Below are 25,705 nucleotides of genomic sequence, written 5' to 3'. Positions count from 1 at the left end.
AAGAGAATTGCCGATTTTCAAGTGTGATCGCTTTATCGTGCGAGACAATCGATAGCGCTGGATGGCCAATTCAGAACTACCGCATAGTGAGAGGATTTGAACTGACCGGCCAAAGCTATCCATTGGCCAGTTCAACGGAGCTCGAACCTGCCAGCCCGAGTAAGCTTGGAAGCAACCATGGCAGGGAGCTCGACAGGGCATGGGTCCACTCGTTGGCGTTAGGATCATTGAATTCGCAGCGGCGGGTCCGGCTCCGTTCTGTGCGATGATGCTCGCCGACATGGGCGCCAGCATCATTACGATCGATCGGCCCTTGTCCGTTACGCCGCTTGTGGCTCCGCATTACGACGTCCTTCGGCGCAACCGATCTGCAATCGCAGTGGATTTGAAAACGTCGCAGGGTCTGTCATGCGTGAACCGGCTGATTCAACGTGCAGATATGCTGATCGAAGGATTCCGCCCCGGCGCGATGGAGCGGCTCGGACTCGGACCTGATGCAGCGCGCGCGGCCAACCCACGATTGGTATACGGCCGGGTTAATGGCTGGGGGCAAGATGGCGCCCTGGCCCGGATGCCAGGCCACGACATCAACTTCCTTGCACTCTCCGGCGCACTGGATTCCATCCGCCGTGCCGGCTATCCGCCGAGTACCCCGCTCAACATGCTCGGTGACTTTGCGGCCGGGGGAATGCTCTTGACGGTGGGGCTTCTCGCGGCGCTTCATCACGCGCGCACATCCGGCAGTGGACAGATTGTCGAGGCGGCTATGGTCGATGGTTTGGCCTTGCTCATGGCAAGCCTGTTCAGCGCCCGGGCCGGCGGACCGGCGCATGCCACATCTGAAGCTGTCCTGTCAGGCAAAGCGCCTTGGTACGACGTCTACGAAACAAAGGATTGCAAATACTTCGCAGTCGGCTGCCTGGAACCGCAGTTCTTCGCAAACCTGCTGAAGGTCCTCGAGCTAGATGCTGCTTGGCTCCCTCACCAACATGCATTGGAGCACTGGCATATGCTCAGGACGGAGTTGGAAACCAAGTTCAAAGGTCGAACACGCGATGAATGGACGACAGCCTTTGACGGCGTGGAGGCCTGCGCAACACCCGTTCTTACGCTCGACGAAGCTCTAAATCATCCACATCTCAGAGCTCGCCATGTCTTCACTTCGGCGGGCCGTCATGCTCAGGGGTCGCCGGCGCCCCGCTTCAGCGGGACACCGGCGCAACCTCCAAGAGAAGGCCGAGCGTTCGGTGATGCTCTAAGGGAATGGAATATCAACGAAGACGACCTGGCTCTCATGTGTGCCGCGTCGACACCTATGACCTCGCGCGTTGATTGAGAAGGTGCTTCCGGGACTCCTCAGTCATGGATGACTTCCCACCTCTGAGTTCGTTTCCGATCCGAAATCCCTTGTTGACGGCAGGGCGTGTTGCCAAGGCGTCCAACCATCGATGCAGATGCGGAAATTCTTGGATGTTCTGCCCATGATGCCGCCACAATCGGACCCAAACCCAACACGCGATATCCGCTATCGAGTAGGAGCCAGCGATGTATTCGCGGTTTGCAAGTTGTTTGTCGAGCACGCCATAGAGGCGATTGATTTCGTCTGTGAAACGCTTGATCGCGTACATGTTCTTCTCGACAGCATATTCGCGAAAGTGATGGACTTGTCCCGCAGTCGGACCTAGGGCGGAGATTTGCCAAGCAAGCCATTGCGCAACTTCATAGCGCGCAGCCATATTCTCTGGCCAAAGCATGCGATACTTGTCGGCGAGATACATCATGATCGCCGCGGACTCGAAGATCCCCACGGGCGCAGATCCCGCGCCCGGCATGCGGTCGACAAGTGCCGGGATCTTGTTGTTCGGGCTGATGCCAAGGAACTCGGGGTCGAATTGAGCACCTTTGCGAATATCGACGGGGATCAAATTGTAGGGCTGCCCCAGTTCCTCCAGGAGAATCGTGATCTTCCAACCATTGGGCGTCGGCCAATAATAGAGATCGAGCGCCGGCTGCACCATCTGTTCCGAATCGCTCATCCGACAAACGCCTTCAGACATCCGGTCTCTTCGAGAATACTAACGGTCCGCGCGCGCGCAGCGCCTTCGAGTTTCCTGAATTTGTCTCGGAGGACCCGGAAGCATTTCGCCTGGTATTTGAACGGCGCTTGCCGGAACGGAAATCCAAGCGCCTCCATTTCGACGACGCTCGCCTGGTACTCGACGGCCGTTTCGTTGGCTTGAAGGAACGGCAAGTATACGTCGCCTGCCAGGCGCAGCAGTTGCTTCACCCCTTCGTCGATGGCGGCTGGATCGACCCAGTCCCCTTCGATTCCGGATCCCTCATCGAGGGCATAAAGCCAGTCGAGCGTCCCCGGTGAACTTCGACGCATGATGCCACCCGGTGTCGGGTCGTTGCGGCATGTGAACATGGCTCCAAAGAGGCCAAAATCGCCCAGCGAAGGCCGCGAGCCGAACAGGAAGGCCGACCGCTCGCGCAGGCTCGCGATTGCGTCCAAGATGATATCGTAGGTCTTCTGAATCAACGGAGCGTTCAGCGGCGTGCATCCGACCAGGGGCATCCGGGACATCTGGCGATCGCGAAATTCATTTGCGGCCGCGACAATCGTCTTCTGCGGTACACCACCGCCAAGAAGCTCGCCAAGAATCAGCCGATTCGTATAATTTCGATCTTCTTCGTTTCCCCAGCGGTAGTGAAACGCAATCTTCAGGACCCACTCATCGCCCATATCGTCAATGAGATCAGACAGAAAGGCGAGGCCGGCATCCCCCGGAATAATCGAACGCTTTGAGTGCAATTGTTCGAGCTCGTAGGCGATAACGGTGGAATCGACATGAAACGATCCGTCCGGAAATCGCAGCGTCGGGATTATCCTGGGCTCGATCCCGGACAGCTCGGGCCGTACGCGATAGTAGCTCGGAGCCCAATCAAAGCCGGCCGGCACCCAATCGAACGGGATCTGTCGATAACGCAACAGGGCGCGAAGTTTGGCCGCGTAGGGTGACCCCAGAACGCCGTACAGCTGATACCGATTTTCCATATTTCCCCGCAACGTTAGCTAGTGAGATAGCCCACGTTACAGCGAAGGGAATCCAGGTTCTCCTGCACCGTCGCCAATCGATACGTCGTACCGGACGGCGACGTTCTCTATTCAGGCAGGGTCAGCTAACGTATTGGCCCGGCGTTTGGCCTACCCGTCGCTTGAACATTTCGATAAAAGCGCTCGTGCTCTCATAGCCGACATCGAGCGCTGCGGTCGTGACCGATTTGCCTTCGCCCAGCAATACCATGGCCGATATCAGCCGCGCCTGGCGACGCCAATGAGCAAATGAGAGCCCGGTCTCCTTGATGAAAAGGCGGCTTAATGTGCGCGCACTCGCTCCGGCGACCTCGGCCCAATCGTCGAGAGTTCTCATATCGGATGGATTGAACCTTAGGATCTGGCAGATGCGCAGCAAGCGAGTATCCTTCGGCATGCGTAACTGGAGTGGCGCGGCCGGACAGATCTCCATTTCGTCGACGGCAAGCTGCATCAGCCGGTCCTTATGCGAACTGTTTCTGAAAGGACGGCCCTGCTCGGTCACCCGAAGGACCAATTCCCGCAGCAATGGGGTGATCTTTACGAAGCAGCAACTCTGCGGCAATTGTACTTCCATCTGCTGCTGGACCAGAAGATTACGCAAGGAAATACCGGTGATCGGATGAAACGTATGCTCGACGCCTTCCGGAACCCACACCCCTCGCTCTGGCCAGACAACCCAGGACAGGCCACGACTTTCGACTAGCATCACACCCGAACTAGAGAACATCAGCTGCCCCCAGCCGTGCGAGTGGGCCTCGATCGTCGTCCCGGCGGGCACATCGCGCGCCACCCCGACAATAGGCCCGGGCGCCAACCCGGCCTCGATTGCTGCGATCTCTGAGGCAGATATTAGCAGCCTGTCCATGTAAGACCGGTCATTGATGCCTTTGGTTTCCTCGCTCAGTTGAGTCAGCATATCACGAATTTGGGACGCGTTGCATAGACTTGGATTGAATGGAGCCATCTCCTTGAAGGGAGGTATCCTCCTCGGGGCGGGCTCGCCGCCCTCGACCTGACGCGCCTCCGGCACGACGGCGAAGAACGCGCGCGACACCGCCGGGCGCGACGAAGACAACCGCCATCAGAATCAGGCCATAGATCGCCCAAGGAGCCGCCTTGGAGTACTCTCCAACGAGCGTCGGCATAAATTGGATGAATATTGCTCCCGCGACCGCTCCCGAAATCGTCTCAATACCGCCAACTACGACGCCGACGAGAAGCGAGATCGAAAGGAAGAAATTGTAGGTGTCCGGGGACACGAATTGCACGGCAACCGCCGCAACTGCACCGCCCACGCAGGTGTAGAGCGCGCTGACAGCAAACACCAGGCACTTGACACGCGCGGCGTCGATGCCGACGGCAGCCGCGGCAATCGGATGATCCCGAACAGCAACGATCGAACGCCCCACCTGGCCGCGTAGCAAGCGATAGGCGCACGTGAACAGCACGGCAGCGACGCCGAGCGCAAGGAGATAGAGCCATTGGTCGGGCGTCGCGGCCAATGCGGCAGGCGGCTCAGGCTTGTTGAGCAGGACGCCTTGCACCCCACCCGTCCAGTCCTCGATCCTTTTCCATTTGAGGATCTGTGGCGTTGCCACTGCCAATGAGAATGTTGCAAGCGCAAGATAGTGGCCTTGAAGCCTGAGCGTCGGGATCCCGAAAATGAACCCGAAAATGAACCCGAAAAGACCGGCAAGCGGAACTGCGGCCCAATAGGGAAGCCCGACGTAATTCATGAAGATCGCGGCTGCATACCCTCCGAGCGCGAAGAAGGCACCGTGCCCCAGCGAGATTTGTCCCGCGTACCCCACGAGCATATTCAAGCCCAGCAAGGCTACGGCGTACGCCATCACCATCGTGAGTTGGAAGAGCTGGAAGTCCTCAAGAACGAATGCGAGGGCTACGAGAGCAGCCAGAAGCAATGCGGCGGCGCCATAGACGGGAAAGCGTTTTCGCATGAATGGCATCACCGCAGCAGCCCTCAGACTCTTGAGACGATTTTTCGGCCAAAGAGTCCCTGCGGCCGAAAGATCAAGACAACAACGATCAGCGCGAGCGCGACGGACAGCTTGAGTTCGGTGCCGATCAGATATGTGCCAACCACGTTCTCGATCGCCCCGACCAGGAAGCCGCCCAGGACCGCACCCCATGGGCTGTCCAAGCCTCCCAGCAACGCCGCCGCAAATCCATAGATCAAGACGCCGCCCATCATATTTGGATCCAGATACACCGCGGGTGCCACCATCATTCCCGAGACCGCGCCAAGGACCGCCGCAATGCCCCAACCGAGAGCGGACATTGATCCAACCGAGATCCCGACTAGATGGGCCGACTTTGGATTGAAGGCAGACGCACGTATGGCGAGCCCCAGTTTGGTGAAGGCAAAGAACCAGTAGAGCGCGGCCATCAGCAGCAGCGTGACCAGGGTCGAGCCGAGCTGGTGCGGCGAAAGGTAACTGCCGATCGCGGGGATCTGGGCAAAGGGCGTTGGAAAGGTCTTCGGCGTATAGCCAAACAGGAGCGCGGCGAGGCTATTGAAAATGAACAGCAGGGCCACGAACAGCATTACGACTGTCAATTGCGGGCGCCCGTGGACGCGCCGAATTATGAATCGCTCTATCGCGACGCCTCCGCAGAACGACACGATGACGCTGATGGCGAACGATGCCGGATACGAAAAACCAGCCTGCAACGCAGTCCACGCCAAGTAGGTAGAGAACATAGCCATCTCGCCCTGCGCGAAATTGAGATGATGGGTGGACTGGTAGATCATCACCGCGGCCAACCCCAACAACGCGTAGGTCCCCCCAGACGCCAGGCCCGCCAAAACCTGATGCATAAACCCGTCCATCATTTGCACCCGAGGTAGGCTTCCTGCACGCGAGGATCATCGCGCATCAGGTGCGGTGGTCCAGCCAGCACGACGCGGCCCGTTTCCAGCAAGAAGACGTGCTCGGCGATATCGAGCGCCACCTCGGCGTTCTGCTCTACCAGCAGGATGCCGATCTCGCGTAGAACGCGTATCCTCTGCAGAATCTCGTAGATCTCCTCCACGATCATGGGAGCGAGGCCAAACGAGGGTTCGTCGAGCAGAAGAAGCCGCGGCCTCAGCATCAGAGCCCGCGCGATCGCCAGCATCTGCTGCTCGCCGCCCGACAGGGTGCCCGCCTGCTGTGAGCGTCGCTCGCGCAACCGCGGAAACAGCTCAAATGCGAAATCGAAATCGGCTTGTACCTCGGCAGTGTCTCGCCGGGCAATGGCTCCAAGGCGGAGATTCTCATCCACGTCGAGCTCGAGGAAAGTGCCGCGATCGTCCGGTACGTGTGCGATGCCGAGGCGCGCGATCGAATGTGGCAAGGCGTGCTCGATGGCGCGGCCGTCGAAGTAGATCGCACCATAGCGGCGGGCCAGACCGCTGATCGCTCGCAGCACGGTGGTCTTCCCGGCTCCGTTCGCACCAAGCAAGACCGTAACGCCTCCCTGTGGAACGTGGAAATCGACACCACGCACCACGGCAACGTCTCCATAGAAGACCTGAAGTCCCGACACGTTCAAGATCGGTGCGGTCATCGCTTTCTTCCACCCAGATAGGCTCTGAGGACCTCCGCGTTGTTCTTGACTTCGCCCGGAGATCCTTCGGCGATCTTCCGACCGAAGTTCAGCACCACGATCTTGTCCGAGAGCCCCATGACCAACCCCATATGATGCTCAACCAGCAACACCGTAAGGCCAAGCAGATCGCGAGCTTTCAGAATCAGGGAAGCCAGGGATTCGAGCTCTTCGTGGTTAAGCCCTGCTGCCGGCTCGTCCAGCAGCAGCAATTTCGGCTTGGAAGCGAGCGCGCGAGCAAATTCCACACGCTTCTGATACGCGAAGGGGAGATGCGCGACATTGCTCTCCACCATGTTTTCCAGTCCGACAAAAGCCGCGAGCTCGCTCGCCATCCGATGCATGCGTGCTTCGTCTCGCGCGACACGCGCCAGGCCAAGGGCACTGCCGAGAAACCCGGCAAGCGAACGATGATATGCGCCGACCATGATGTTCTGCGCGACCGACATTGTCTTAAAGGAGGCGACATGCTGAAAAGTCCGTCCGATACCGAGCGAAGCTATTTCATGGGCTGGCGATGTCAGCAGGCAAGCCTTATCGAAGACGATGCGTCCCCGCTCAGGCTCATAAAGTCGACAGATACAATTAAACAGTGAGCTCTTGCCGGCGCCGTTCGGACCGATCACTCCGCAGATCTGCCCCTGGTCAACGTCAAACGAAACCCCGTCCAGTGCGAGGATGCCTCCGAAGCGCAGCGACAGATCGGAGATACTGAGCAGGCTCTCACGCTCTGACGTTTCTAACGACATGCCCACCACCCACTTCTTGCGTGATCCGGAACGCGCCTATTCCAGCGTCTCTCCAAACAATTCCCAGGTCTCACCGCTGAACCGCATCATGTTCAGCTGATGAATCGGAACATGCTGCGCGCTGCTGGTATTGAGCGAAATTCCTTGCAGAAGGAGCGGCAGAGCGACTTCCCGGAGGCTTTCGGCTTGTCTGCGAATGTTCTCGCGCGACAGGTCATCGCCGCATCGCTTCAGAACCTCCACCAGGGTCATGGCCGAGAGATACCCGTAGACATTGAAGATGTCGCGCTTATCACCGGCCGGGTAGTACCGGTCCATGAAGCCCACCCAATCCCTGTATCCAGCGTCGTCCTTCCAACGCGGGTCGGTCGGATCTTTCTGGAATTGGGAAGATATGATGCCCTTGGATTGCGCCAGGCCAGCGGGCTTGAGGACGGTCGCGACCGAGCTGGAATAATTGTTCAGGAACTGCAACGGCGTCCAATTCAGGTCGGCGGCCTTACGAATGGCCTGCGCGGCGAACTTGCCCGCGGCCGCGTTGAAAAACACATCGGCTCCCGCTTCCTTGATGCTGATCACCTGGGACTCGACCGACGAATCCGTCGATTCGTAGCTGACTTCCTTCAAGATCAGATCGACAGCGCGTTCACCCAAGGCATCCTTGAGACCTTGCAGATTGTCGCGTCCGACGTCGTCGTTTTGGTACAGGATGCCGATCCTGGCTTGAGGCTTCTGCTTGAGCAGATACGCCGCATAGATCGCCATCTCGGTCTTGTAGTTGGGCTGCCAGCCGAACGTCCACGGGAAGTGCTGGGGATCATTCCACTGCACCGCCCCTCCGGTCGCGAAGAGATGAGGAACGTGCTTTGAATTGAGATATTTCTTGATGACCGCGTTGGTCGGCGTACCGAACGTTCCAAAGATCAGCAGAACCTTGTCCTGCTCGACCAATTTGCGTGTCAGCTCAAATGCCTTCGGCGGACTATAGCCGTCGTCAAGCGACAGCAGCTTGACCTTGCGACCATTGACGCCTCCTTCGGCATTGATCATGTCGAAGTAAGCGGCCTCCACGCGACCGATCGTACCGTATGACGATGCAGGGCCGCTATAAGGCATCGTCTGGCCAATCAGGATCGGATCAGCACTCCCGGCCCGTGATTGTTGCGTTGCGATAAAAAGCAGAGCAACGGCCCAGAAGAGAAGACCGGCGACCTTGCTTGCACACATTGGCGTTCCCTTGATTTGCGCCGTGCTGTCGTTGGCCGCACACGGTCGTCGTTCTTGAGCTTATGAGCAGCCGCAAGAGGCGGCTAACGGCTGCGCGACAACGCATACGCCGTCCCAGCCAAATAGCGGCATTCGATCCGTGTCCCGTCGCACGCATTATCTGTCTGGCACGCGGGAGATTGGCCCCGGATCCCCAAGTAGGGTCCGATCGGCAAATCCTGGGGAAACCAATGGTAGAAGATCAACTGCACACATCCACCACCTACGCCAGCACCCTGATCAAGGCGCTATCCAGATATCCGGACAGGATCGCGCTTGTGCAGGACGACCAACGACTGTCCTACCGAGAGCTCGCGAGCCAGATCAGCCAGCTTATGCAGGCCTTCGAGCAGAGAGGGCTGCACGCGGGAGACGGGATCGCGCAGTTGTCGCGCAACTCCATAGCCGCGGCGAGCGTCCAGCTCGCGGCTTTCGCGATGGGCCTGCGCTATACGCCGCTTCATCCCCTCGGCTCGCGCGAAGATCACGCGCATATTCTGGCGGATTCAGAGAGCGCCGCTCTCATTTTCGATTCGGCTCATTTCCTTCAGCACGTCAAGACAATGCTTGAACAGGCGGCTCCCGAAATGACCTTGTTCTCGCACCTGAAATGCGAACTAGGCGAAGATCTCTTTGCGCTTGCCAGCTCGTTCGAACCTCGTCCGCTGTCGACCTTGTCCAAACCAACCGACATCGTCGCACTGCTTTACACCGGTGGCACGACCGGACGCCCCAAAGGCGTCGCGCTTTCCAGCTCGGCGATGGTCATGAACGTGCTTCTCACGCTCAGCGAGTGGGAGTGGCCGGAGGAGATTCGTTTCCTCTGCAGCACACCCATCACGCACGCGACCGGCTGCATGCTGATTCCGGTCCTTCTCAGAGGCGGCACCGTCGTTCTGCAGGATGGCTTCAAGGCAGAGCGATTTGCCCAGGCCGTCAAAGCGGAGAAGATCACCGCCACATTCCTCGTTCCAACCATGATCTATGTCCTGCTCGATGAGGCCGCCAAGCGCTCGTTCGACCTGTCATCACTTCAAGTCATCATCTATGGCGGCTCGCCAATATCGCCCAAGCGATTGCAAGAGGCGATTACTGTATTTGGTCCAAAGTTCATGCAGATCTACTCCCAGTCGGAAGCTCCGAATTGTGCTTCCATACTCCGCCGGTCCGAGCACACGCGATCAGACCTGGTCCGGCTCTCTTGCTGCGGTCGCCCACTTGCTGGCATCGAAGTGGCGATTCTAGATAACGACGATCAGCCCGTTCCAAGCGGTCAGGTGGGAGAAGTCTGCTTCCGTGGCCCGTCAATCATGAGAGGCTATTGGAAACGTCCTGACGAGTCGGGCGAAACCCTTCGTAATGGCTGGCTGCACACCGGAGACATGGCGCATCAAGACAGCGACGGATTTCTCTATATCGTCGATCGGAAGAAGGAGATGATCATAACGGGAGGGTTCAATGTCTTCCCGAGAGAGATCGAGGACGTCTTAATGGAACACCCCTCGGTTGCAAGCGCGACAGTGGTAGGAGTTCCCGACTCGAAGTGGGGAGAAGCCGTCAAGGCGCTGGTCGTCTCGCGAGACGGCGCCGCGATCGACGAGGCTGAGCTTGTTGCATACGTCAAGGCCCGAAAAGGTTCGATCGCCGCCCCGAAATCCATTGAATGCGTGGATGCTATTCCACTGACTGCGGTCGGTAAACCGGATCGAAAGGCAGTCCGTGCGCGATTCTGGAGCGATCAATCACGGCAGGTCGGGTAGTGGAGAGGCTCGATGTCGTAGCCGAGAGATTTGCGATGGATGGTGTCGTCTACCTGCTTGACAGCATATTGATACCGACACGCGTCGACTGCAGATGGATGGGCAGCCATTGATTCCTGACGCTTGATCGCTTCGTTACCGTGGAACACTGTCCGGAAAGAGTGTGAAGCAGTTTTCCGAAATGATCATACTCAAGGAGCTAAAGCGCGATGACGATTCAACCTCTTCACATCGCGCTTAGTATCTCCTCGTTGAACAACGAGGAGACAGCAATAAGTGTCGCGGGTTCACCGGCGGCGGCGATACAAGGTCAATAAGCGATGCAGACGGATTTGGAGCGAGTATACGCCTCGACGCCGGCCCTTCCCATCTCGACTCCAATACCTGAGCACTTTTGTCCACCGTAGGACATGTTTGGGTCGATCAGGCCATGAGTATTAATGTACATCAGACCCGAGTTAACTCTGCTCGAAACTTCCATCGCGCGGCTGATGTCACGTGTCCAGACACTGGCCGCTAAGCCGTATTGCGTACCATTGGCCATTTCCACCAAATCATCAACATTGTCAAAGGGACATGCAACCAAGACCGGACCAAAGATCTCCTCCTGCACGACGCGCATACGATGCGACGCGTCCACCAGAACAGTGGGAGGGAAAAAATAACCGTCGCCGAGGTGGGAGGACGGCCGAGTGCCACGATTGCTCCCTCCTCGACGCCGATGTCGACGTATTTCGACACCCGCTCCAGCTGTCGGGCCGAAACCAAGGACGTAATTTCGGAGTCCGGGTCCAATCCGGGCCCCATTTTCATGCTCTTTCCGAGTGCGCAGACCGCCTCGACCACGCGATCGAACGCACGCTTTTGAACGTAAGCCGAGATCCCGCAGCGCAGACCTGACCAGCATTGAAGAATATCACGCTTGCGGCAGACTTTGCGACCTGGTTCACGTCAACGTCATCGAATACCATGAAGGGTGACTTTCCGCCGAGCTCAAGAGAGACGGGATTGACGTTCGCGATTGCCGCCGAACCAACCAGCTTGCCTACAGCCGTTGATCCAGTGAACGTGACCTTGTCGACGCCCGGGTGACGCGAGAGGGGCGCACCTGCTTGCTCTCCAGTTCCAGTAATTACGTTCAGGACGCCCGGAGGCAACTCTGACTCCAAACGAAGCTCGGCGAAACGCAGCGCCGGTCCATCGAGAAGCCCACATCGATCGCCCGAGCTGCGACGATGTTCTTGCCTTGGTTGATTGCCTCGAGCTGAGCCAGTTCCTCGGCATGTTGCTCCAGTTTCAACGCAACACGAAGTAGGGCATGCTCGCGTTGAGCCGGGGTCATCTTTCCCCAAGGGCCTTGCAGCGCATCCCGGGCCGCTCGAACGGCGGAATCGATCTCGCCGGCTCCCCCTGCAGGCACGTGCGCGACAACCGATGCCGATGCTGGATCGCGCACAGCTATCAGTCCTCGATCGGTTGAACCGACGCGCTGATCTCCTATGACGTGGCCATGAGGTCTGTCGAGAAACGCCTGCGTAGTCGCGAGCAGATTGGTAAGCGCCACCTTTTCCTCCCGCTGATGTGCATCTTCGACACGATAGCGACGATTGCGATAGAGGAATGCTTCGGGCGCGCCGCTCAATCCCGCCGAACTGTCAATTGCCCATCAAGCTTGATCTCATCGGTGTCCAAAAAGAGGTTGGCTGAATGTAAGGCCGAACTCGCTGGCTTTAGCACATTCACGATGTCCGCCTAGGTGCTGGTGCGATGATCAACAGAACCTAATTTCTGCCGGCCGCGGCCTTACTTGTTTGTTCAACGAACCGGCGACCATGCGTTGGGCTCGACTCCTTGACTCGCCGAGACTAGATCTAGCCCGATCTTTTCCGCACCGCCTGTGATGTAGAGATAAGTTCCCGTCTCTGGTAAACCCAGCCTCGCCGAGATGCAGCGGCCGTGGATCACGAGCGTCAGCTGATCTTCGTCGTGGAAGTGAAACGCCGAGCGTATATGGACAGGCTACGTTCCACCAAGCATATTCCGCCCGCCGTGCCAATGTCGCCAAGGTGTCAAAGCTGTGGCCGGCATGGTCCCCATTTTCCTACGCGAGGTCGTCCAGATACCGGCTGGGCGCGACGCCGAATGTCTTCTTGAACATGGCTGCGAACGCACTCGGGCTCTGATAGCCGTGTTCGAGCGCGACTTCGAGAATCGACGTGCCGGCAGCAAGGCGTGGCAGGCTGAGCAGCAGCCGCATCCGCCTCCGCCATTCACCGAAACTCATGCCGAGCTCGCTGTGAAACAACCGCGCGAGCGTGCGTCCGCTCATGGCGAGACCGCCTGCCAATTCCTCCAGCGTCGCCGGCGCCGAGGGATCGGCGATCAGACGCTCGCACAGCGTTGCCAAGCGGGGATGTTGAGGCATGGGAACATGCATCGACAACCGCCGTGCCGACTGCACCTCGTCGAGGATAAGCTCCATGATCCGGCCGTCGCGACCATACGTGTCGTATTCGAACGGAATGCGCGTTGCCGAGACAAGCAGCGCCAGCAGCAGCGCCGAGACCTCGATCACCTCACACGTTGACGGCAGGCCTGGACGGGCGTCAGGCGCAACGAACGCCGTCCGCATTTCGACCTGGCCCGAAATGCGGATGGAATGATCCATGCCGGCCGGCATCCAGACAGCACGGCCGCTTGGAACGACCCAGCTTCCTTGCGGACATCTGACCGTCATGACGCCGGCGATCGCATGCACGAGCTGGGCCCGCGGGTGATGATGGGGAGAAATGAACTCGCCATCCATATGGCTGCTGGCCATCGCCGCCACAGGGCGTGGGGTCAGTTGGCAGGCTTCATGGGTGCGCTCGATGTCCATTTTGCGATGATTATTGTCCAATGAGGGTGCGCAAGACAAGCGTTCCGGGTGCTAGGCATCCGTCGCGACGCCAGCGGGCGCTCTGAGTGTTCCGGCACCTTGCGGTGCAGGCCGACGAGAGGCGCGGAGCCGTTGTCGTTCGCCCTCCATCCCAAGTTCGAGCCACCAGCAAATGACCGAAGCCACATTCGATACCGCGCAGCCCCAATCCCAGACAGAACGCAGGCGAGGGCGGACCGCGCGCCGCTTCGTGCCGCATATCGCGGGCGCAACGGCCGGCGTGCTTGCGCTCGGCTATGGTCTCCATTGGTGGCTCGCCGCCCGCTTCATCGAGACGACGGACAACGCCTATGTCCGCGCCGACGTGGTCGTCATAAGTCCGCGTGTTGCGGGCTACATTGCCGACGTCGCGGTCAGCGACAATCAGGGCGTTCATCGCGGCGACCTGCTGGCGCAGATCGACGACGCAACTTATCAGGCCCGCTTCACCCAATCCCGAGCGTCAGTCGCGGCCGCCCGTGCCGACATCGAGGTCGAGACCGCTGCCATCGCAACGCTCGATGCGCAGATTGCCGAACAAGGGAGCCTCATTGTCGAGGCTGAGGCACGGTTTCGGGCCGCGGAAGCCGATGCCCGGCGTGCCACTCTCGAGTTGCAGCGCCAGCAGATCTTGGCACAGCAGCAGATCAGCACGGTCCAGCGCCTGGAAAACGCCGAAGCCGATGAAAGGAAGACGGCCGCCACCCAAGCGGGTGCGCAGGCCGCCCTGGGCAGCCAGCGCGAGCACCTGGCGGTCCTGACGGTGCAACGTCAGGGCAAGGCTGCCTCCCTGGACAAGGCGAGGGCAGCGCTGCAGCAGGCCGAGGCCACGCTGGAGGTGGCGACAATCGACTTGGCGTCTACAGCCATCCGGGCCCCGACTGACGGCGTCGTCGGGCAGCGCGTTGCCCGTCCCGGGCAATATGTCGAACCGGGATCGCCGCTGCTCGCCGTGGTGCCGCACGCAAGCTACGTGGTCGCCAACTACAAGGAAACCCAGGTGAACCGCATCTCGATCGGCCAGCCGGTCGAAATCGAGATTGATGCCTTCGCAAGCGAAGCACTGCGCGGCCATGTGGACAGCTTCGCGCCGGCCTCCGGCGCCCAGTTTGCGCTGCTGCCACCAGACAACGCCACCGGCAACTTCACCAAGATTGTCCAGCGCATGCCGATCCGTATTGTGATCGATCCGGACCAGCCGGATCGACAACGGCTGCGCCCCGGTATGTCGGCGGTGACCCGGATCGACACCCGCCGGACGGAGCATCACGACCATGCCCGGTAAGCCATCGGCGCCCGGCGGCGGGCCAGACGACGCGCAAGTTTCGTTGCGCGCCTGGGTCGCCGTCATCGGCGGCGTGTTCGGCTGTTTCATGGCCGGCATGAACGTGCACGTTACCAATGCATCGCTGCCGGACATCAGAGGATCGCTCGGCGCTAGTTTCGAGGAAGGGTCGTGGATCACTACCGCGTATCTCGTCGCCGAGATCATCGTCATTCCACTGACCGGTTGGCTGGTGGCGGTGTTCACCATCCGCCGGGTGCTGGTGATCGGAACCGTGGGCTTTCTAATCTTCTCGGTCGCCTGCTCACTCGCTCCGAACATTGCAGCGATGATCGTTGCGCGTGCGCTGCAAGGAGCGTTCGGCGGTGTTCTCATTCCGCTTTCCTTCCAACTGATCGTTACCGAACTGCCCCCTGCGAAACATCCGCTCGGCATGGCGTTGTTCGCTGTCGCCAACAATGTCGCCCAAGCGGCGGGTCCCTCGATCGGCGGCTGGCTGACGGACGCCTATTCCTGGCGCTGGATCTTCTATCTGCAAATTCCACCCGGGATTGCCTTGCTGGCCGCCATCCTGTGGTCGATCAACCCACAGCCGTTGCAGACCAACAAGCTGCGCAACGGCGATTGGGCCGGAATCCTCACCATGGCGATCGGATTGAGCGCGCTGCAGATCGTGCTCGAGGAAGGCGGGCGAAAGGATTGGTTTGCATCGTCCGAGATCACCACGATGATGCTGATTGCCGCCATCGGCCTGCTGACATTCGTCGCGATCGAATTGTGGCGGAGCAATCCTTTCATTAATCTTCGCCTCCTGGGGCGCTATAATTTCGGCCTCGCCAGCCTCATGCAATTCGCCTTCGGCGCTGTTGTGTTTGGCGTCGTCTTTCTGGTGCCTAACTACTTTGCCGAGCTTCACGGCTACAACGCCAGCGAGATCGGGCTGGCCATGATCCCCTATGGACTGGTCCAGTTCGCGATGTCGTTCGCAGCTCCGCCGCTGATCAAGCGGACTAGCGCGCGGTCCGTCATCATTCTCGGCTTTGCCCTCGTCGCGCTTGGATGCTTCATGAACATCCACCTCGACGCCAACGCCGCGAGCAACGTGATCATCCCATCGTTGATCGTGCGCGGCATCGGCCAATCGCTCGTCGTGGTCGCCCTATCGGTGATGGCGGTGCGCGGCATCGAAAAATCGCAGCTCGGTTCTGCATCGGGGTTGTTTTCCACCGTCCGCAACGTCGGCGGCGCCATCGGGATTGCGATCGCCAGCCAGATCGTGGTCGAACGAGAAAGACTCCACGCCATGCGAGTGGGCGAGACGGTCACCGTTTTCAGTCCGGAGACACGAGAGCGGATCATCGCTCTCGTCCGTCGGTTCAGCGGGACGCAGATCGATGGCTTCGATGCAATGCACGCAGCGTCGGCCGAACCGTTTCGCCAGCAAGCATTGCAAGTGTTGGATAGCCTCGTCCACCGCGAGGCGCGGCTGCTGGCCTACAGCGATACCTTCCTGCTGGCAGGGATCGCGATGGCCCTCTGCGTCGCCGGCGCCCTCGCCCTGCGCGGTGGTCCACCGAGCAGCAAAGCATAATCGGATATTGCCATCAGGCCGGGGACAATGAAGTGGGAGTTCGCCCCCTTTAGGTGGTCGGAGGCCGATCGATCTGCTGAGGAAGGGCGAAATCAAGTGTGGCGCAGGTCCAGGTCATGAAGTGTGTCCGCCTCGTGAAGGCGGGCGAGGCCGACCTAGCCGGAGCAATCCTCTTGCGCCAAGTCGACGCTTCGTCCCGGCTCGACATTCCGGGAAACCCGGTGTTCGGCACCAACCCAAGCGTCTTGCCGCATATCGTTGAAGCGATCTTGAACCACGTAAGCGGCCTCCGCGCGGGCGTAGTTGGGGTATACAATCGGGCTCGTTCCCAAGCCAAAATGCATGGTCAGCGAGGTCCCCCTCGACGCCAGGAGACCGGCCCACGGAGGCCCGCAAAAAGCACGAACTTATGAACGTCTTGCGCGCCGCTCGTCCGCCAATGCCGCACCGAAGATGCCGAGCGCGCGGAAAGGAGCTTCAATCTCACGCCCGAGCGCGGTCAGAGCATAGGCATTGCCTGAATCGATCGTGATCGATTTGACAAGACCGGCGCTCTGCAGTTGTCGCAGATTCCGGGTGAGTTCCTTGGCGCTAATCCCCTCGATGCTCTCAAGCAGCCTGTTGTATCGCTGGGGCCCATCAAGCACGAGCGTGCGCAGGATGTGCAGCTTCCAGCGTCCACCAATGGTGTTGATTGCCAAGCCCAGAGGACAGGAAGCGGGATTGCCGTCCCAATGGTCCTTCAGTGCATCCAAACTTACCTCGTGGTGCGTTGCTTGACTGGCGCCGGCTCGGCAGGTTTTCCGGATGAAACCCGAAGTTCATAGCACATCCAGGGAGCGTCTCGAAAGGACGCGAGCACCACGAAACCCGGTCACGGTAGCGGTCCTTGGCGCAAGCGGACGCCTCGGTCGTTTCGTGGTTCAATCCCTGTTGGTGGAAGGGCACTGGATCAGAGCTCTTGTCCACCGACGTCCTGTAAACACCAATTGTTCGCGCTTGGTGCTCATTCACGGCGATGCTCACGATCCCGTGTCTCTCCTCCAGCTGTTGACCGGCGCCGACGTGGTCGTCTCAACCCTCGGCAGTGCCGAAGCCGAAGTGGCGGACGTCTGCACGGCTGCGGCAGTCAATCTAGTTCTGACCATGCCACAACTTCGGCTGTCGAGGCTCGTCGCCACGACTGGCTCAGCAACACGTGAGGACCGAGAGATTGGCGTGGAGCACCCCCACCTCCTCGCTCGCCGTGCTGCCCTTATGCCTCAAATGTCAGACCTAATCCTGGACGGAGAAGCGCAGATGCGAGCGCTGGCCAGCTCCAATTTGGCTTGGACCATCATTCGGCTCCCTCGCATGGTGATGGATTACACGGGACGGGCTCGACTTGCCTCAGCCCCGGCAGCACCTTGGGAGGTGGTCGGTTACGGCGCTGCGGCGACAGCCATCGTCGCCGAGCTTTTCGGATCAAATTGGGCTCACCAAGCCCCTTTTGCCGTGCCAACCTAGAGCCACGCCTCAGTGTTCTGTACCACAAACTTAGTGAACTCGTCGGCTCGCGGTCGGCGATGTCTAGGACGGTTGGGCTCACGTTGGCCGCATATCCCTCGCTAATCGCCCTCTGGTCTCGCAGTAACATTTCAGAGGACAGCGCCGGGCTGATCGCATTTCGCTTCGTGGGCCGGTTCAACGTGACCCACGCAACACTTGCGGCGACCTCGACAAGCACGTTCTCGTACGTCTGATCGCGATCTGCAGTCACAGCATCCTCCAGCGATTCTCATACCCAGCGACCCGCGCTCCTCGCCACAATGAGGAACTAGCGGCACGTTCGTTTCAGTTCGGGTAGCCGCTCGCCGCCCCGCTACGGAAGCCGGCTGGCACGAATTGGGCTTATTCGGCACTCGAATGATGCAACGGATGGCCCAATGCCCATTTCCGGCACATCGCGAGACCCACTATTTCGGAGTCCTGTTTTCCTATCGAAGCGCAGCCTAACTCGAGACGTGCCTTGGTAGTTCGTCAAAAGCCGCCGTTCGAAGCAATCCCTCGCCGGCGAGAAATGGTCCGCGAGTAGGTTCAAATCCTGGACGCGCAACACCCACACCCACAGACTGCCGACGCTCGCAATTTTTGAGAGATTAAGGTCATTCACCTCGACGTAGATACGGACGTCGCGCTTCGTCACAATCGTGGGCGCAGGCGGTGTCGGCAAGACGACGCTCGCGATCGCAGTCGGTCATCAGTTGATGGAAAGCTTCGATGGAGCCGTAGTTTTCGTAGATTTGAGCATGGTGAGCGATTCCGGCCTGGTAGATATCATCGTTGCTTCCCTACTGGGCTTGTCGGTGCAATCGGAAAATGCGGCGCCCAGTATCGCTGCCTTTCTACGAGATAAACGAATCTTGCTCATCTTGGATACCTGTGAGCACCTCGTGGAATCGGTTGCAACTTTCGCATCTGCGATTTTTGCGTCTGCGCCGAAAGTCCATCTTCTGGCGACAAGCAGAGAGGCGCTGCAGGCCAACGGGGAGCATGTCTATCGGCTCGACGCCCTTGCCTACCCTCCTGAGGGCACGGGGCTTACTGCGGAAGTAGCCCGGACGTTTCCAGCAGTCCAACTCTTTGTCGAACGTGCACGCGCCAGCGGAGCACAGTTGCATTTCAGTGACGACGAGGCGCCTGTCGTTGCAAATATGTGTCGCAGGCTGGATGGCGTTGCTCTTGCGATCGAACTCGCGGCCAGGCGGGTGGAGGCTTATGGTGTGCACGGCACCGCGGAACTGCTGGATCAGCGGCTGGCGCTGTCGTGGCTCGGACCAAGAAGCGCGCCGCTACGTCGCCGTCAGCTCCTTTTGGTCCCGCCCGTGAGTTGCGCCGTTCGGCCTTTTGAGGAGAGACATTCATGCTCCACCCGCCGAGATCGTCTGCCGGATCGAGCGCAGCGCCATCCGGCCGGCGGATCCCTGCATCAGGTATCGAAAGGAACAGCTGGGAGCAACCCGAGTTGATTCCGGGTGAGAGGCTAGGAGCACTCCCGTGCCCGTGACAATGGCATGCGCCAAAGATCTCGAACTCATCGCACTGCGCGAAATCCGCAGTCTCCCAGGCGGAGAGTATGTCTGCCACGTCGAAATCAACCCCTCCGGTACTGATTGGACTTTGGTGCCCGTCATGCGTGATGGCGCTGATCAGGCGCAGGTCCTCATATCGGCAAAGACCACCGAACTGAGGCTGAAGCAGCGGTACTCGGTCCGATTCGATTGGTAAGCGACACGATTTCATTACAGCGTCCCGCCGAGCAGGGACGGGCGAAGCCCCTACGCGAGGCCTCGCTGGTACCACGTTGTCGCGTCGTTTCGGGGCGTTACAGAACTGTCTCGATCAGACCCAGCGTCTTCGCCTCCTGCGCCTCCAAATACCAGTTTGATGGCGCTTTCTGCATGACCTCATCGATTGTCACGTTCGAGCCCATGATTAGATTTTGAAAGCCCTCATTCTGTATGGCGATCGAGCATTCGATTTCGTTGAGCGTCGCCCTGACAACAGCAATGCATGTTGTTAAAGGGCCATCGATCACCAAGGTTTTCGAAAGCTTGCGTTCATGGATCATCAGTCGCGTGCCGCGCGCGAGGTATCTGTTTGGCCGCGCAAAGAAGCTCATGAACGTAACGCCCGCCGAATAAATCACAGCCTTACCGAGGAATACGAAGCGGCGTTGCGGCTCCATCTCACTCGCGAACCGCACGTCCTCCCCCATCATTCGGGCGACCTCGGGGTCGCCTCCCAGGGTCGACAGTTCGATCACGACAAGGTCTTTGTCGGCCGCGTTGTCGAACTGCGTTCGAAAGGCGGTGTACATATTATAGTCGACAATGCCAGAGAGGCTTATGGCCGGAGACTTGAAGGCAGTGGCCGGTAGCGTTGCGAGTTGCATCTAACAATCCTTTTGCGGCTTTGGTCTCTGACTACATGCAGATGCCGTACCGGTTCCCGATCGGCCGGCGCACCGGGCAGACGCGGCTCCAGGAATCTGCAATTACTAGTGGCATTTCATCACGGAACTATTTGGAGAGTTCCCATGCCGGCAGGATCGTGCTCCGCTGAGGAAGAGCAAAAGCTATTGCAATTGATCCGGGAGACCGGGCTGACACAGCGCGAGATCGCCCAGAAGCTGGGTCGTACCGAGGCGGCCGTCAGCGCCCGACTGGCTATCATCCGCAAGCTGATTGCGAGTAACGGGAAAACGGGAAATAAGCTGAAGGGTTCAGCTAGTCGCGCCGATCGTTCAGCTTCTCTTCCACGTTATGCGAAGCCGCGAGGGCTGCTTCGCTCGCAGCCAGGACGCGATAACTGTGCTCCATCCGCTCAAGAAAATGGCGAGTGAACGTGTCGTCGGCGGTCTCTTTGGCCCGCCGGTAGTGTTCAGCCCTCTCCAGATAATCGTCCACACTCATGACCGGAAAAATTCATCAGCCTCCGGAGCGTTCCTGAGGGCCAGCAGGGGCATCCGGCGGCCCGATGAAGGTGCAAGCGCACCTCGCCGCCGTGTGCCATCCTCGCAGGTAAGCCGAGCAGCCCTTCGTCCTGCCTCTCCGATTGCCGCTTATTCCCACGATGACCTTCCGCCCAAAACCCTCCAGCGCAAGGTTTTAAGGAACGACTAGCTCTGGGAAGAGGTTGAGCTCACACGGCTGTAAACTGCACAGGTGCGCTGGACTAGGATGTACAAAGACGCGATCATGGACGAGCTGAGGCAGATTGAACTCGACGTGGTCGAAGGTGAAAGGCGGCTCGCTGAGCTTGAGGCGCGGCTGATCGAATCGAAGCGGCTGAATGAAAACGTCACCAAGGTTGAAGCCGAACTCGAAGTGATGCGCAAAAATCAGCTTGACAGAGAGCAGAACCGGCAACGCCTGCTTTCACTTCTACACCCCTAGAAGGCATTGTTTGATGACCCCCCAAGAGCGCAAGGACATGCCTTGGATTTTCGCCGCCGCCGCTTTGGCTTTCGTCGTCGCGGCCGTGGCGGGAGGAATGACCTATTTTCATTGGCCAGATCGGGTGCCTGCAAGGCACCGCCCCGTTCGTCTCACGTTCGGCAACCAGCTCATAGTTCGGGCGCAGTTCTCTTGCAGATGTTTTCAAGCCGAGAATGTAACTCATAAAGATCTGCCGGCGACGCTACTACAGTCGCCGCTCAAAGATCGGCCCCAGCGCCCCGGGGAGAGCGCTGAGGCCGATGGTCGTCCCACCCCTCAACCCGACCGCTGTTGCAACGCCGCAAATTGCCACTTGTTCCCGAAACGAGAACGGCCCCAGCGACGGGCAATCGCTGGGGCCGTGGGTGACGCCTGAGGGGTGGCGAGCGTCACCAGATGAGGAGACAGATCACGCTGACGACAAGCGCGACGGACGAACCAGCCGCCAGCCCGACGAAGCCGTACTCCACACCATCCATGTGATTGAACTCGAACATGGGGCTTAGTCTCAGGGGGATGGTGGTTCCCGCATTTACCTATGCATGGCAACAAGACTACTTGTTGCTCTGTGTAATCGCCCGAATTTCCCGGGTGGCTCAGACTGATCGCATGTCACCATTTGAAATGATGCAACTTGCTGAAGCTTAGGCAATGGCCGGACGGCCTGACCAGTCGAACTGGACGCGCTTCCATGAGGTTGCCGATAACTGGAGAAATGTTGCTTGCCAGGTCGAGGCTCTTCAACAATCTTCCGTCTACCGGATGATCCGGCGTGCCTCGCATCCACAGGCCGAGCCATCCTTCGGGTGGTTCTGCCGCATTCATCCAGGTTAAGTAAGCGGCGCTCGCGCTCGATAATCTCTGCCGCCTTGACCAGCCAGGATAGAAGCGATGAGATTCGCCGGCATGCTTCACTCGGCCGCGGATAAACGGATTGGCCCTAGACTGCCCCGTCGCGGGCGCCCGCCCGGCTAAATCGATGTTCGCAACGTCGGTCCAGCTATGCCGGCGTCGGGCCAAGTGTTCACTATTGAACCGAGCCGCCTAGCGATTGCGAGGACCGCTCTGATTGAGCGAGATCCTCACGCGTCTCCGCTCCTCGGTCTTTGTCGGGAGGGGCATACCAACGGCACGCGCTCGCTCGAAAACAGAGTTAATCGGTCGCTTCAGCGCAACCGCTATGCGGTTAGCACTCGCCCGAGAGACAATCATAGCTTTTAGTCTCTCGATTTCTTCAGGTGTCCATCGTCGATGACGCATTTGCTTTCGCTAATTGGGGCCTTTGATTCACAAAGCGGCTTTGATGCCAGTGAGGCAAAAACAGAGCCCCGCTATGGGCGGCTCCTTCGTCCCCCCACAGGTTAGCGTGACCTCGACCGCGTCGCGCCTAGAGACTTTTTCATTGCCAATCCGAGGCGCTTCTCAACTCGATTCCGGCTATTGCCGACCTTCTTGACCGCCTTCTTCCCAGAGGCGGCAGACTTCCCGGTCTTCTTGGCCTCATAGCTCACCTCGTAGTCCTGCCCACCAGCGACACGAGCCCTATCCTGCTTGCGACCCCGCACCGTCTGCTTCTTCGCCATCTTGGCCTCCCTGTTAGTGAAGGCCAACGCAGGTTAGGATCGCCAGTTCCAAATGCGGACCTCGATCGACGGAACGATTGCGATCATGCCCGTTTGAATCAGCTCATTGTTTGTGGAGTTGCGTTGTGGCGTTTCAGCGGAGGAAGCCGGAGGCGATCGGAGCGAAGGCACTCTTCCCCGGCTTCATCGCGCCCGCGCTGGCGTCGCCTATCGACAAGGTGCCGCGCGGCACCCGATGGGTCCATGAGATCAAGTTCGACGGCTACCGCGTGCAAGTGCACCTCGCCAACGAGGAGGTGAAGATCTTCACCCGCCGCGGCCACGACTGGACCAAGCGCTTCAAGAAAGTCGCTGACGACGCCTGGCACATCTCTGCCGCCTCGGCGATCATCGACGGCGAGATCGTGGTGCCGGCTGCAGATGGCACCACCGATTTCTCGGTGTTGCAGAACGAGCTCCGCGGCCACTCGACCAGGATCGTACTGGTAGCCTTCGATCTGCTCTATCTCAACGGCCGCGATCTCCGGAAGCTGCCGCTGAAGGAACGCAAGGCCGTGCTGAAGAAGCTCGTCGCCGGCACCGCCATCCAGTTCAGTGAGAGCTTCGAAGTCGACGGCCCCGAGATGTTCGCCCATGCCTGCAAGCTCGGCTATGAGGGCGTGGTGTCGAAGATAGCGGATAGCGTCTATCCGACCGGCATCCGGAGCCGCGACTGGGTCAAGAAGACCTGCGCTCAGCACGAGACACTGACCATCGCGGGCTTTGCTGTCGACGGCAATGATTGGGACGGCATCTATGTTGGTCGGCGCGAAGGCGACGCCCTGATCTACGCCGGCAAGGTCGACCACGGCTTTGACAAAGCCTCGGCCGCGGATCTCCGGAAGCGCCTGACGCCGCTAATCCGAAAGAAGCAACCCTATTCCAAGCGCATCAGGCACAAGGGAATTTGGGTTGAGCCGAAGCTGCTCGCCGAGATCGAGCACCGCGCGAAATCAGCCGAGGGGATAGTGCGGCATCCCTTCTTCCGTGGCGTGCGTGAGGACCTATGAGTGAGCCGCCAGTTGAACTGCCGCGCTTTATCTCCCCGCGCCCCTCTCACTGAACGTCGCATGAACGCACAGTTCAGCCATCGTTGTGGTAACTGAACGGAAGATCATTGATGGCTGCAATCAAGGGAGGGAGCTCTATGTCGAAGAAGATTTTGATTAGCGGACTTTCCGCCTGCGTTCTTGTGCTGGCACCGGTCATGTCAGCATCTGCGCTACCCGTTGCGACACCAAATTCGCTGACCGGCGACGACAGTGCCGTCATTCAAGTGAAGGGCGGACATGGGCACGGGCACGGACATGGTTGGGGCCATCATGGCGGCCGAGGCCATCACTACGGCTGGGGCCACGGTCACCACCGCGGGTGGCACCGAGGGCATCATTATGGATGGGGACATCACCACCACTATCGCCGCTGATTGGACCATAGGAACTTTGCTCTACCTGTGATGTTACACGGCGGTTCAATGACCAGGAGGAGCACCATGAAAACGTTGTTGCTGACAGGCGTGTTGGCGGTTGCCGGGTTTGCTGTAGTCGCGCCAATCACCGCCACACCTGCATCGGCTCAAGTTGCAGTTGAGACCCCGTTTGGTGGAGTGGCGGTGGGCCCGCAGCGAGGGTATTACCGCGACTACGATCGGCCGGCTTATCGTGCCTACGGATACGATCGCGGCTATCGCGGTTGCCGCACCGTCACGATCGAACGTGACGACGGATCAGTACGCAGGATCCGCCGTTGCGACTAGCCGCTTTTAACTATCCAAGGCCGCCACGTTGGCGGCCTTTCTCATCTTCGATCTGGTGCCCATTCTTTTTTTGGCATGCATGACCTCCGCTGGAGCCACATTGCTTAACGACGCGCTCGCTCCCAGCGTTTGCGGGGCAGGCTCGAATGTTGGGATCGCGAAGACATGAAATGGATTTTAGTCGTATTGGTTGGTGGCGTAGCGCCGGTTCAGACCGATCTTGTGTTCGAGAAGCTCTCCGATTGCTTGATCGCCGAGGAGCAGCTGCAACAGACTTATGCGAACGCCTACAGCGCCTTGAGTCAACGCTCGATAATGGCTAACGACGAATTCGAGGGGCGCCGTAGCCGCCACCGCCGCCGAGCTCGACAGGACGACATCGGAAACTTCGCGAATGCCGGAACCTGCATTCCGCATAATGGCACTGATCAGCCAATCACCTCTCTGGATCAACCAGCGCCGGCGCCTCAGCCACCCTCGCCCACACCTTCACCAAGCCCAAAGCCATAGAGCCAACTCTTAGCTGACGCACTTCCGCTGCCGCCACTCAAGCCGCGGCAACGCTCTCGCGCGCCGAAGCGACCCGTCCATTCAGGACGAGCCGCTTCTAATCGAATAGCATCAGTGCATGTGAACTAACCAGTATCCAGCACCGCCAACAACGATAAGGGTGGGGATCCCCCACAACAGGATTACGGGCATTCCCATGTCTCCACTACGGGCGAGAAGGGTTTACTGCGGTATGCGCTGCTCCCTTGTTCGAGAAAGGCGGGAGCGCTAACCGGCGTTCTCATCACAGATAGTGGCCAGGTCCGGGCTGTGATGGTTGGAGCGGGCGGCCGACCCGGTCGCCGCGCAAGGAGTATCTTTCGCGACCTTACTGGAACTCTTAGGAATGGCTCAAACGGCGTAAACGGCTCAAACTGAGATTACGCGTGGACGTAGCGAGCAAGACATCGTGTGGACGGTCAGCCGGCCCCTTTTTGTTTGTGAATGCGTATTTCGCAAAAACGGGACAGCGGTTTCGCTAACTGACGGACAGCAGTTTCGCTAAATCGCGGACAGCGTGGC

26 protein-coding genes and 2 pseudogenes are annotated in these 25,705 nt (G+C 59.3%); 13 read left to right on the top strand and 15 right to left on the bottom strand.

What is annotated here, in order from left to right:
* Nucleotides 1-199: 199 nt before the first annotated feature.
* Entirely contained in the window at nt 200-1,336 is a 1,137-nt protein-coding gene (locus tag Q2M23_RS37555) for a CaiB/BaiF CoA-transferase family protein (protein ID WP_316398733.1), read from the top strand.
* On the opposite strand, the gene Q2M23_RS37550 is transcribed toward Q2M23_RS37555, so the two are convergent.
* The 8 genes from Q2M23_RS37550 to Q2M23_RS37515 all read right to left on the bottom strand — a co-directional run bounded on the left by Q2M23_RS37550 (nt 1,314) and on the right by Q2M23_RS37515 (nt 8,685).
* Nucleotides 1,314-2,015, bottom strand: coding sequence for a glutathione S-transferase N-terminal domain-containing protein (locus Q2M23_RS37550; protein ID WP_410469816.1), 702 nt, complete (start codon nt 2,013-2,015; stop codon nt 1,314-1,316). The two genes, Q2M23_RS37555 and Q2M23_RS37550, sit on opposite strands and share 23 nt — an antisense overlap.
* 17 nt (nt 2,016-2,032) lie before the next feature.
* Nucleotides 2,033-3,058, bottom strand: a complete 1,026-nt coding sequence (locus Q2M23_RS37545) for a glutathione S-transferase N-terminal domain-containing protein (RefSeq protein WP_316398732.1) — start codon at nt 3,056-3,058, stop codon at nt 2,033-2,035.
* Nucleotides 3,059-3,179: 121 nt separating this feature from the next.
* Nucleotides 3,180-4,016 carry a helix-turn-helix transcriptional regulator gene (locus Q2M23_RS37540; RefSeq protein ID WP_316398731.1) on the bottom strand — a complete coding sequence of 279 codons (837 nt, stop codon included), beginning with the start codon at nt 4,014-4,016 and terminating at the stop codon, nt 3,180-3,182.
* 1 nt (nt 4,017) lies between these two features.
* A complete protein-coding gene (locus tag Q2M23_RS37535; protein WP_316398730.1) occupies nt 4,018-5,058 on the bottom strand; it encodes a branched-chain amino acid ABC transporter permease in 1,041 nt (346 codons plus the stop codon).
* A gap of 23 nt (nt 5,059-5,081) precedes the next feature.
* Nucleotides 5,082-5,951, bottom strand: coding sequence for a branched-chain amino acid ABC transporter permease (locus tag Q2M23_RS37530; RefSeq protein ID WP_316398729.1), 870 nt, complete (start codon nt 5,949-5,951; stop codon nt 5,082-5,084).
* Entirely contained in the window at nt 5,951-6,670 is a 720-nt protein-coding gene (locus Q2M23_RS37525) for an ABC transporter ATP-binding protein (protein WP_316398728.1), read from the bottom strand. The genes Q2M23_RS37530 and Q2M23_RS37525 overlap by 1 nt, the downstream gene beginning before the upstream one ends.
* Nucleotides 6,667-7,458 carry an ABC transporter ATP-binding protein gene (locus tag Q2M23_RS37520; protein WP_316398727.1) on the bottom strand — a complete coding sequence of 264 codons (792 nt, stop codon included), beginning with the start codon at nt 7,456-7,458 and terminating at the stop codon, nt 6,667-6,669. Before Q2M23_RS37520 ends, Q2M23_RS37525 begins: the two co-directional genes overlap by 4 nt.
* A 36-nt stretch (nt 7,459-7,494) precedes the next feature.
* The gene (locus Q2M23_RS37515; protein WP_316398726.1) at nt 7,495-8,685 is read right to left on the bottom strand and encodes an ABC transporter substrate-binding protein; all 1,191 of its coding nucleotides are present in this window, start codon (nt 8,683-8,685) and stop codon (nt 7,495-7,497) included.
* 230 nt (nt 8,686-8,915) lie between these two features.
* On the opposite strand from Q2M23_RS37515, the gene Q2M23_RS37510 reads away from it, so the two are divergent.
* Nucleotides 8,916-10,484 (top strand): AMP-binding protein, encoded by a 1,569-nt coding sequence (locus tag Q2M23_RS37510; protein ID WP_316398725.1) that lies wholly within the window; start codon nt 8,916-8,918, stop codon nt 10,482-10,484.
* A gap of 310 nt (nt 10,485-10,794) precedes the next feature.
* Here the strand turns inward: Q2M23_RS37510 and Q2M23_RS37505 are convergent.
* The 3 genes and pseudogenes from Q2M23_RS37505 to Q2M23_RS37495 all read right to left on the bottom strand — a co-directional run bounded on the left by Q2M23_RS37505 (nt 10,795) and on the right by Q2M23_RS37495 (nt 13,362).
* Nucleotides 10,795-11,641: pseudogene (locus Q2M23_RS37505) on the bottom strand (aldehyde dehydrogenase family protein).
* On the bottom strand, nt 11,623-12,126 hold the full coding sequence (locus tag Q2M23_RS37500) for an aldehyde dehydrogenase family protein (RefSeq protein ID WP_316398724.1): 504 nt from the start codon (nt 12,124-12,126) through the stop codon (nt 11,623-11,625). Before Q2M23_RS37500 ends, Q2M23_RS37505 begins: the two are co-directional and overlap by 19 nt.
* 459 nt (nt 12,127-12,585) lie before the next feature.
* On the bottom strand, nt 12,586-13,362 hold the full coding sequence (locus Q2M23_RS37495; protein WP_316398723.1) for a helix-turn-helix transcriptional regulator: 777 nt from the start codon (nt 13,360-13,362) through the stop codon (nt 12,586-12,588).
* A 172-nt stretch (nt 13,363-13,534) separates the two neighbouring features.
* Here Q2M23_RS37495 and Q2M23_RS37490 point away from each other — a divergent pair, with 172 nt between their 5' ends.
* Together Q2M23_RS37490 and Q2M23_RS37485 are read left to right on the top strand one after the other, a co-directional pair.
* Nucleotides 13,535-14,686 carry an HlyD family secretion protein gene (locus Q2M23_RS37490; protein WP_316398722.1) on the top strand — a complete coding sequence of 384 codons (1,152 nt, stop codon included), beginning with the start codon at nt 13,535-13,537 and terminating at the stop codon, nt 14,684-14,686.
* Nucleotides 14,676-16,277 (top strand): DHA2 family efflux MFS transporter permease subunit, encoded by a 1,602-nt coding sequence (locus Q2M23_RS37485; RefSeq protein ID WP_316398721.1) that lies wholly within the window; start codon nt 14,676-14,678, stop codon nt 16,275-16,277. Before Q2M23_RS37490 ends, Q2M23_RS37485 begins: the two co-directional genes overlap by 11 nt.
* Before the next feature lie 407 nt (nt 16,278-16,684).
* Here the strand turns inward: Q2M23_RS37485 and Q2M23_RS37480 are convergent, their stop codons facing one another.
* Entirely contained in the window at nt 16,685-17,032 is a 348-nt protein-coding gene (locus Q2M23_RS37480) for a helix-turn-helix domain-containing protein (RefSeq protein WP_316398720.1), read from the bottom strand.
* Between the two features lie 52 nt (nt 17,033-17,084).
* On the opposite strand from Q2M23_RS37480, the gene Q2M23_RS44210 reads away from it, so the two are divergent.
* The 3 genes from Q2M23_RS44210 (at nt 17,085) to Q2M23_RS37465 (ending at nt 19,544) form a co-directional block, all read left to right on the top strand.
* Nucleotides 17,085-17,783 (top strand): NAD(P)-dependent oxidoreductase, encoded by a 699-nt coding sequence (locus Q2M23_RS44210; RefSeq protein WP_410469815.1) that lies wholly within the window; start codon nt 17,085-17,087, stop codon nt 17,781-17,783.
* 656 nt (nt 17,784-18,439) lie between these two features.
* A complete protein-coding gene (locus tag Q2M23_RS37470; protein WP_316398745.1) occupies nt 18,440-19,285 on the top strand; it encodes an ATP-binding protein in 846 nt (281 codons plus the stop codon).
* Nucleotides 19,286-19,313: 28 nt separating this feature from the next.
* A complete protein-coding gene (locus tag Q2M23_RS37465; protein WP_316398719.1) occupies nt 19,314-19,544 on the top strand; it encodes a hypothetical protein in 231 nt (76 codons plus the stop codon).
* A gap of 97 nt (nt 19,545-19,641) precedes the next feature.
* Here Q2M23_RS37465 and Q2M23_RS37460 read toward each other — a convergent pair whose 3' ends face one another.
* Nucleotides 19,642-20,211 (bottom strand): peptidase S14, encoded by a 570-nt coding sequence (locus Q2M23_RS37460; RefSeq protein WP_316398718.1) that lies wholly within the window; start codon nt 20,209-20,211, stop codon nt 19,642-19,644.
* A gap of 144 nt (nt 20,212-20,355) precedes the next feature.
* Here Q2M23_RS37460 and Q2M23_RS37455 point away from each other — a divergent pair.
* Nucleotides 20,356-20,472 (top strand): annotated as a pseudogene (locus Q2M23_RS37455) (SANT/Myb-like DNA-binding domain-containing protein); the annotation flags it as partial.
* A gap of 73 nt (nt 20,473-20,545) precedes the next feature.
* Here the strand turns inward: Q2M23_RS37455 and Q2M23_RS37450 are convergent.
* A complete protein-coding gene (locus Q2M23_RS37450; RefSeq protein ID WP_316398749.1) occupies nt 20,546-20,731 on the bottom strand; it encodes a hypothetical protein in 186 nt (61 codons plus the stop codon).
* Between the two features lie 285 nt (nt 20,732-21,016).
* Here Q2M23_RS37450 and Q2M23_RS37445 point away from each other — a divergent pair, with 285 nt between their 5' ends.
* Nucleotides 21,017-21,214 carry a hypothetical protein gene (locus Q2M23_RS37445; RefSeq protein ID WP_229184635.1) on the top strand — a complete coding sequence of 66 codons (198 nt, stop codon included), beginning with the start codon at nt 21,017-21,019 and terminating at the stop codon, nt 21,212-21,214.
* A gap of 1,403 nt (nt 21,215-22,617) precedes the next feature.
* On the opposite strand, the gene Q2M23_RS37440 is transcribed toward Q2M23_RS37445, so the two are convergent.
* Nucleotides 22,618-22,839 carry a DUF3606 domain-containing protein gene (locus tag Q2M23_RS37440; RefSeq protein ID WP_316398717.1) on the bottom strand — a complete coding sequence of 74 codons (222 nt, stop codon included), beginning with the start codon at nt 22,837-22,839 and terminating at the stop codon, nt 22,618-22,620.
* Nucleotides 22,840-22,964: 125 nt separating this feature from the next.
* Between Q2M23_RS37440 and ligD the strand changes: the two genes are divergently transcribed.
* The 4 genes from ligD (at nt 22,965) to Q2M23_RS37420 (ending at nt 25,144) form a co-directional block, all read left to right on the top strand.
* Nucleotides 22,965-23,888, top strand: coding sequence for a non-homologous end-joining DNA ligase (gene ligD / locus Q2M23_RS37435; RefSeq protein ID WP_316398716.1), 924 nt, complete (start codon nt 22,965-22,967; stop codon nt 23,886-23,888).
* 279 nt (nt 23,889-24,167) lie between these two features.
* The gene (locus Q2M23_RS37430) at nt 24,168-24,335 is read left to right on the top strand and encodes a hypothetical protein (protein WP_316398715.1); all 168 of its coding nucleotides are present in this window, start codon (nt 24,168-24,170) and stop codon (nt 24,333-24,335) included.
* A gap of 35 nt (nt 24,336-24,370) precedes the next feature.
* Nucleotides 24,371-24,634, top strand: coding sequence for a hypothetical protein (locus Q2M23_RS37425; protein ID WP_316398714.1), 264 nt, complete (start codon nt 24,371-24,373; stop codon nt 24,632-24,634).
* A gap of 165 nt (nt 24,635-24,799) precedes the next feature.
* Complete coding sequence (locus Q2M23_RS37420) at nt 24,800-25,144, top strand: hypothetical protein (protein ID WP_316398713.1); 345 nt, start codon at nt 24,800-24,802, stop codon at nt 25,142-25,144.
* Nucleotides 25,145-25,705: the final 561 nt, after the last annotated feature.

The sequence above is a fragment of the Bradyrhizobium sp. 33ap4 genome (assembly GCF_032654765.1).
In the GTDB taxonomy this organism is placed as follows: Bacteria; Pseudomonadota; Alphaproteobacteria; order Rhizobiales; family Xanthobacteraceae; genus Bradyrhizobium; species Bradyrhizobium australafricanum.
This window is presented reverse-complemented; position numbering and strand designations above follow the sequence as displayed.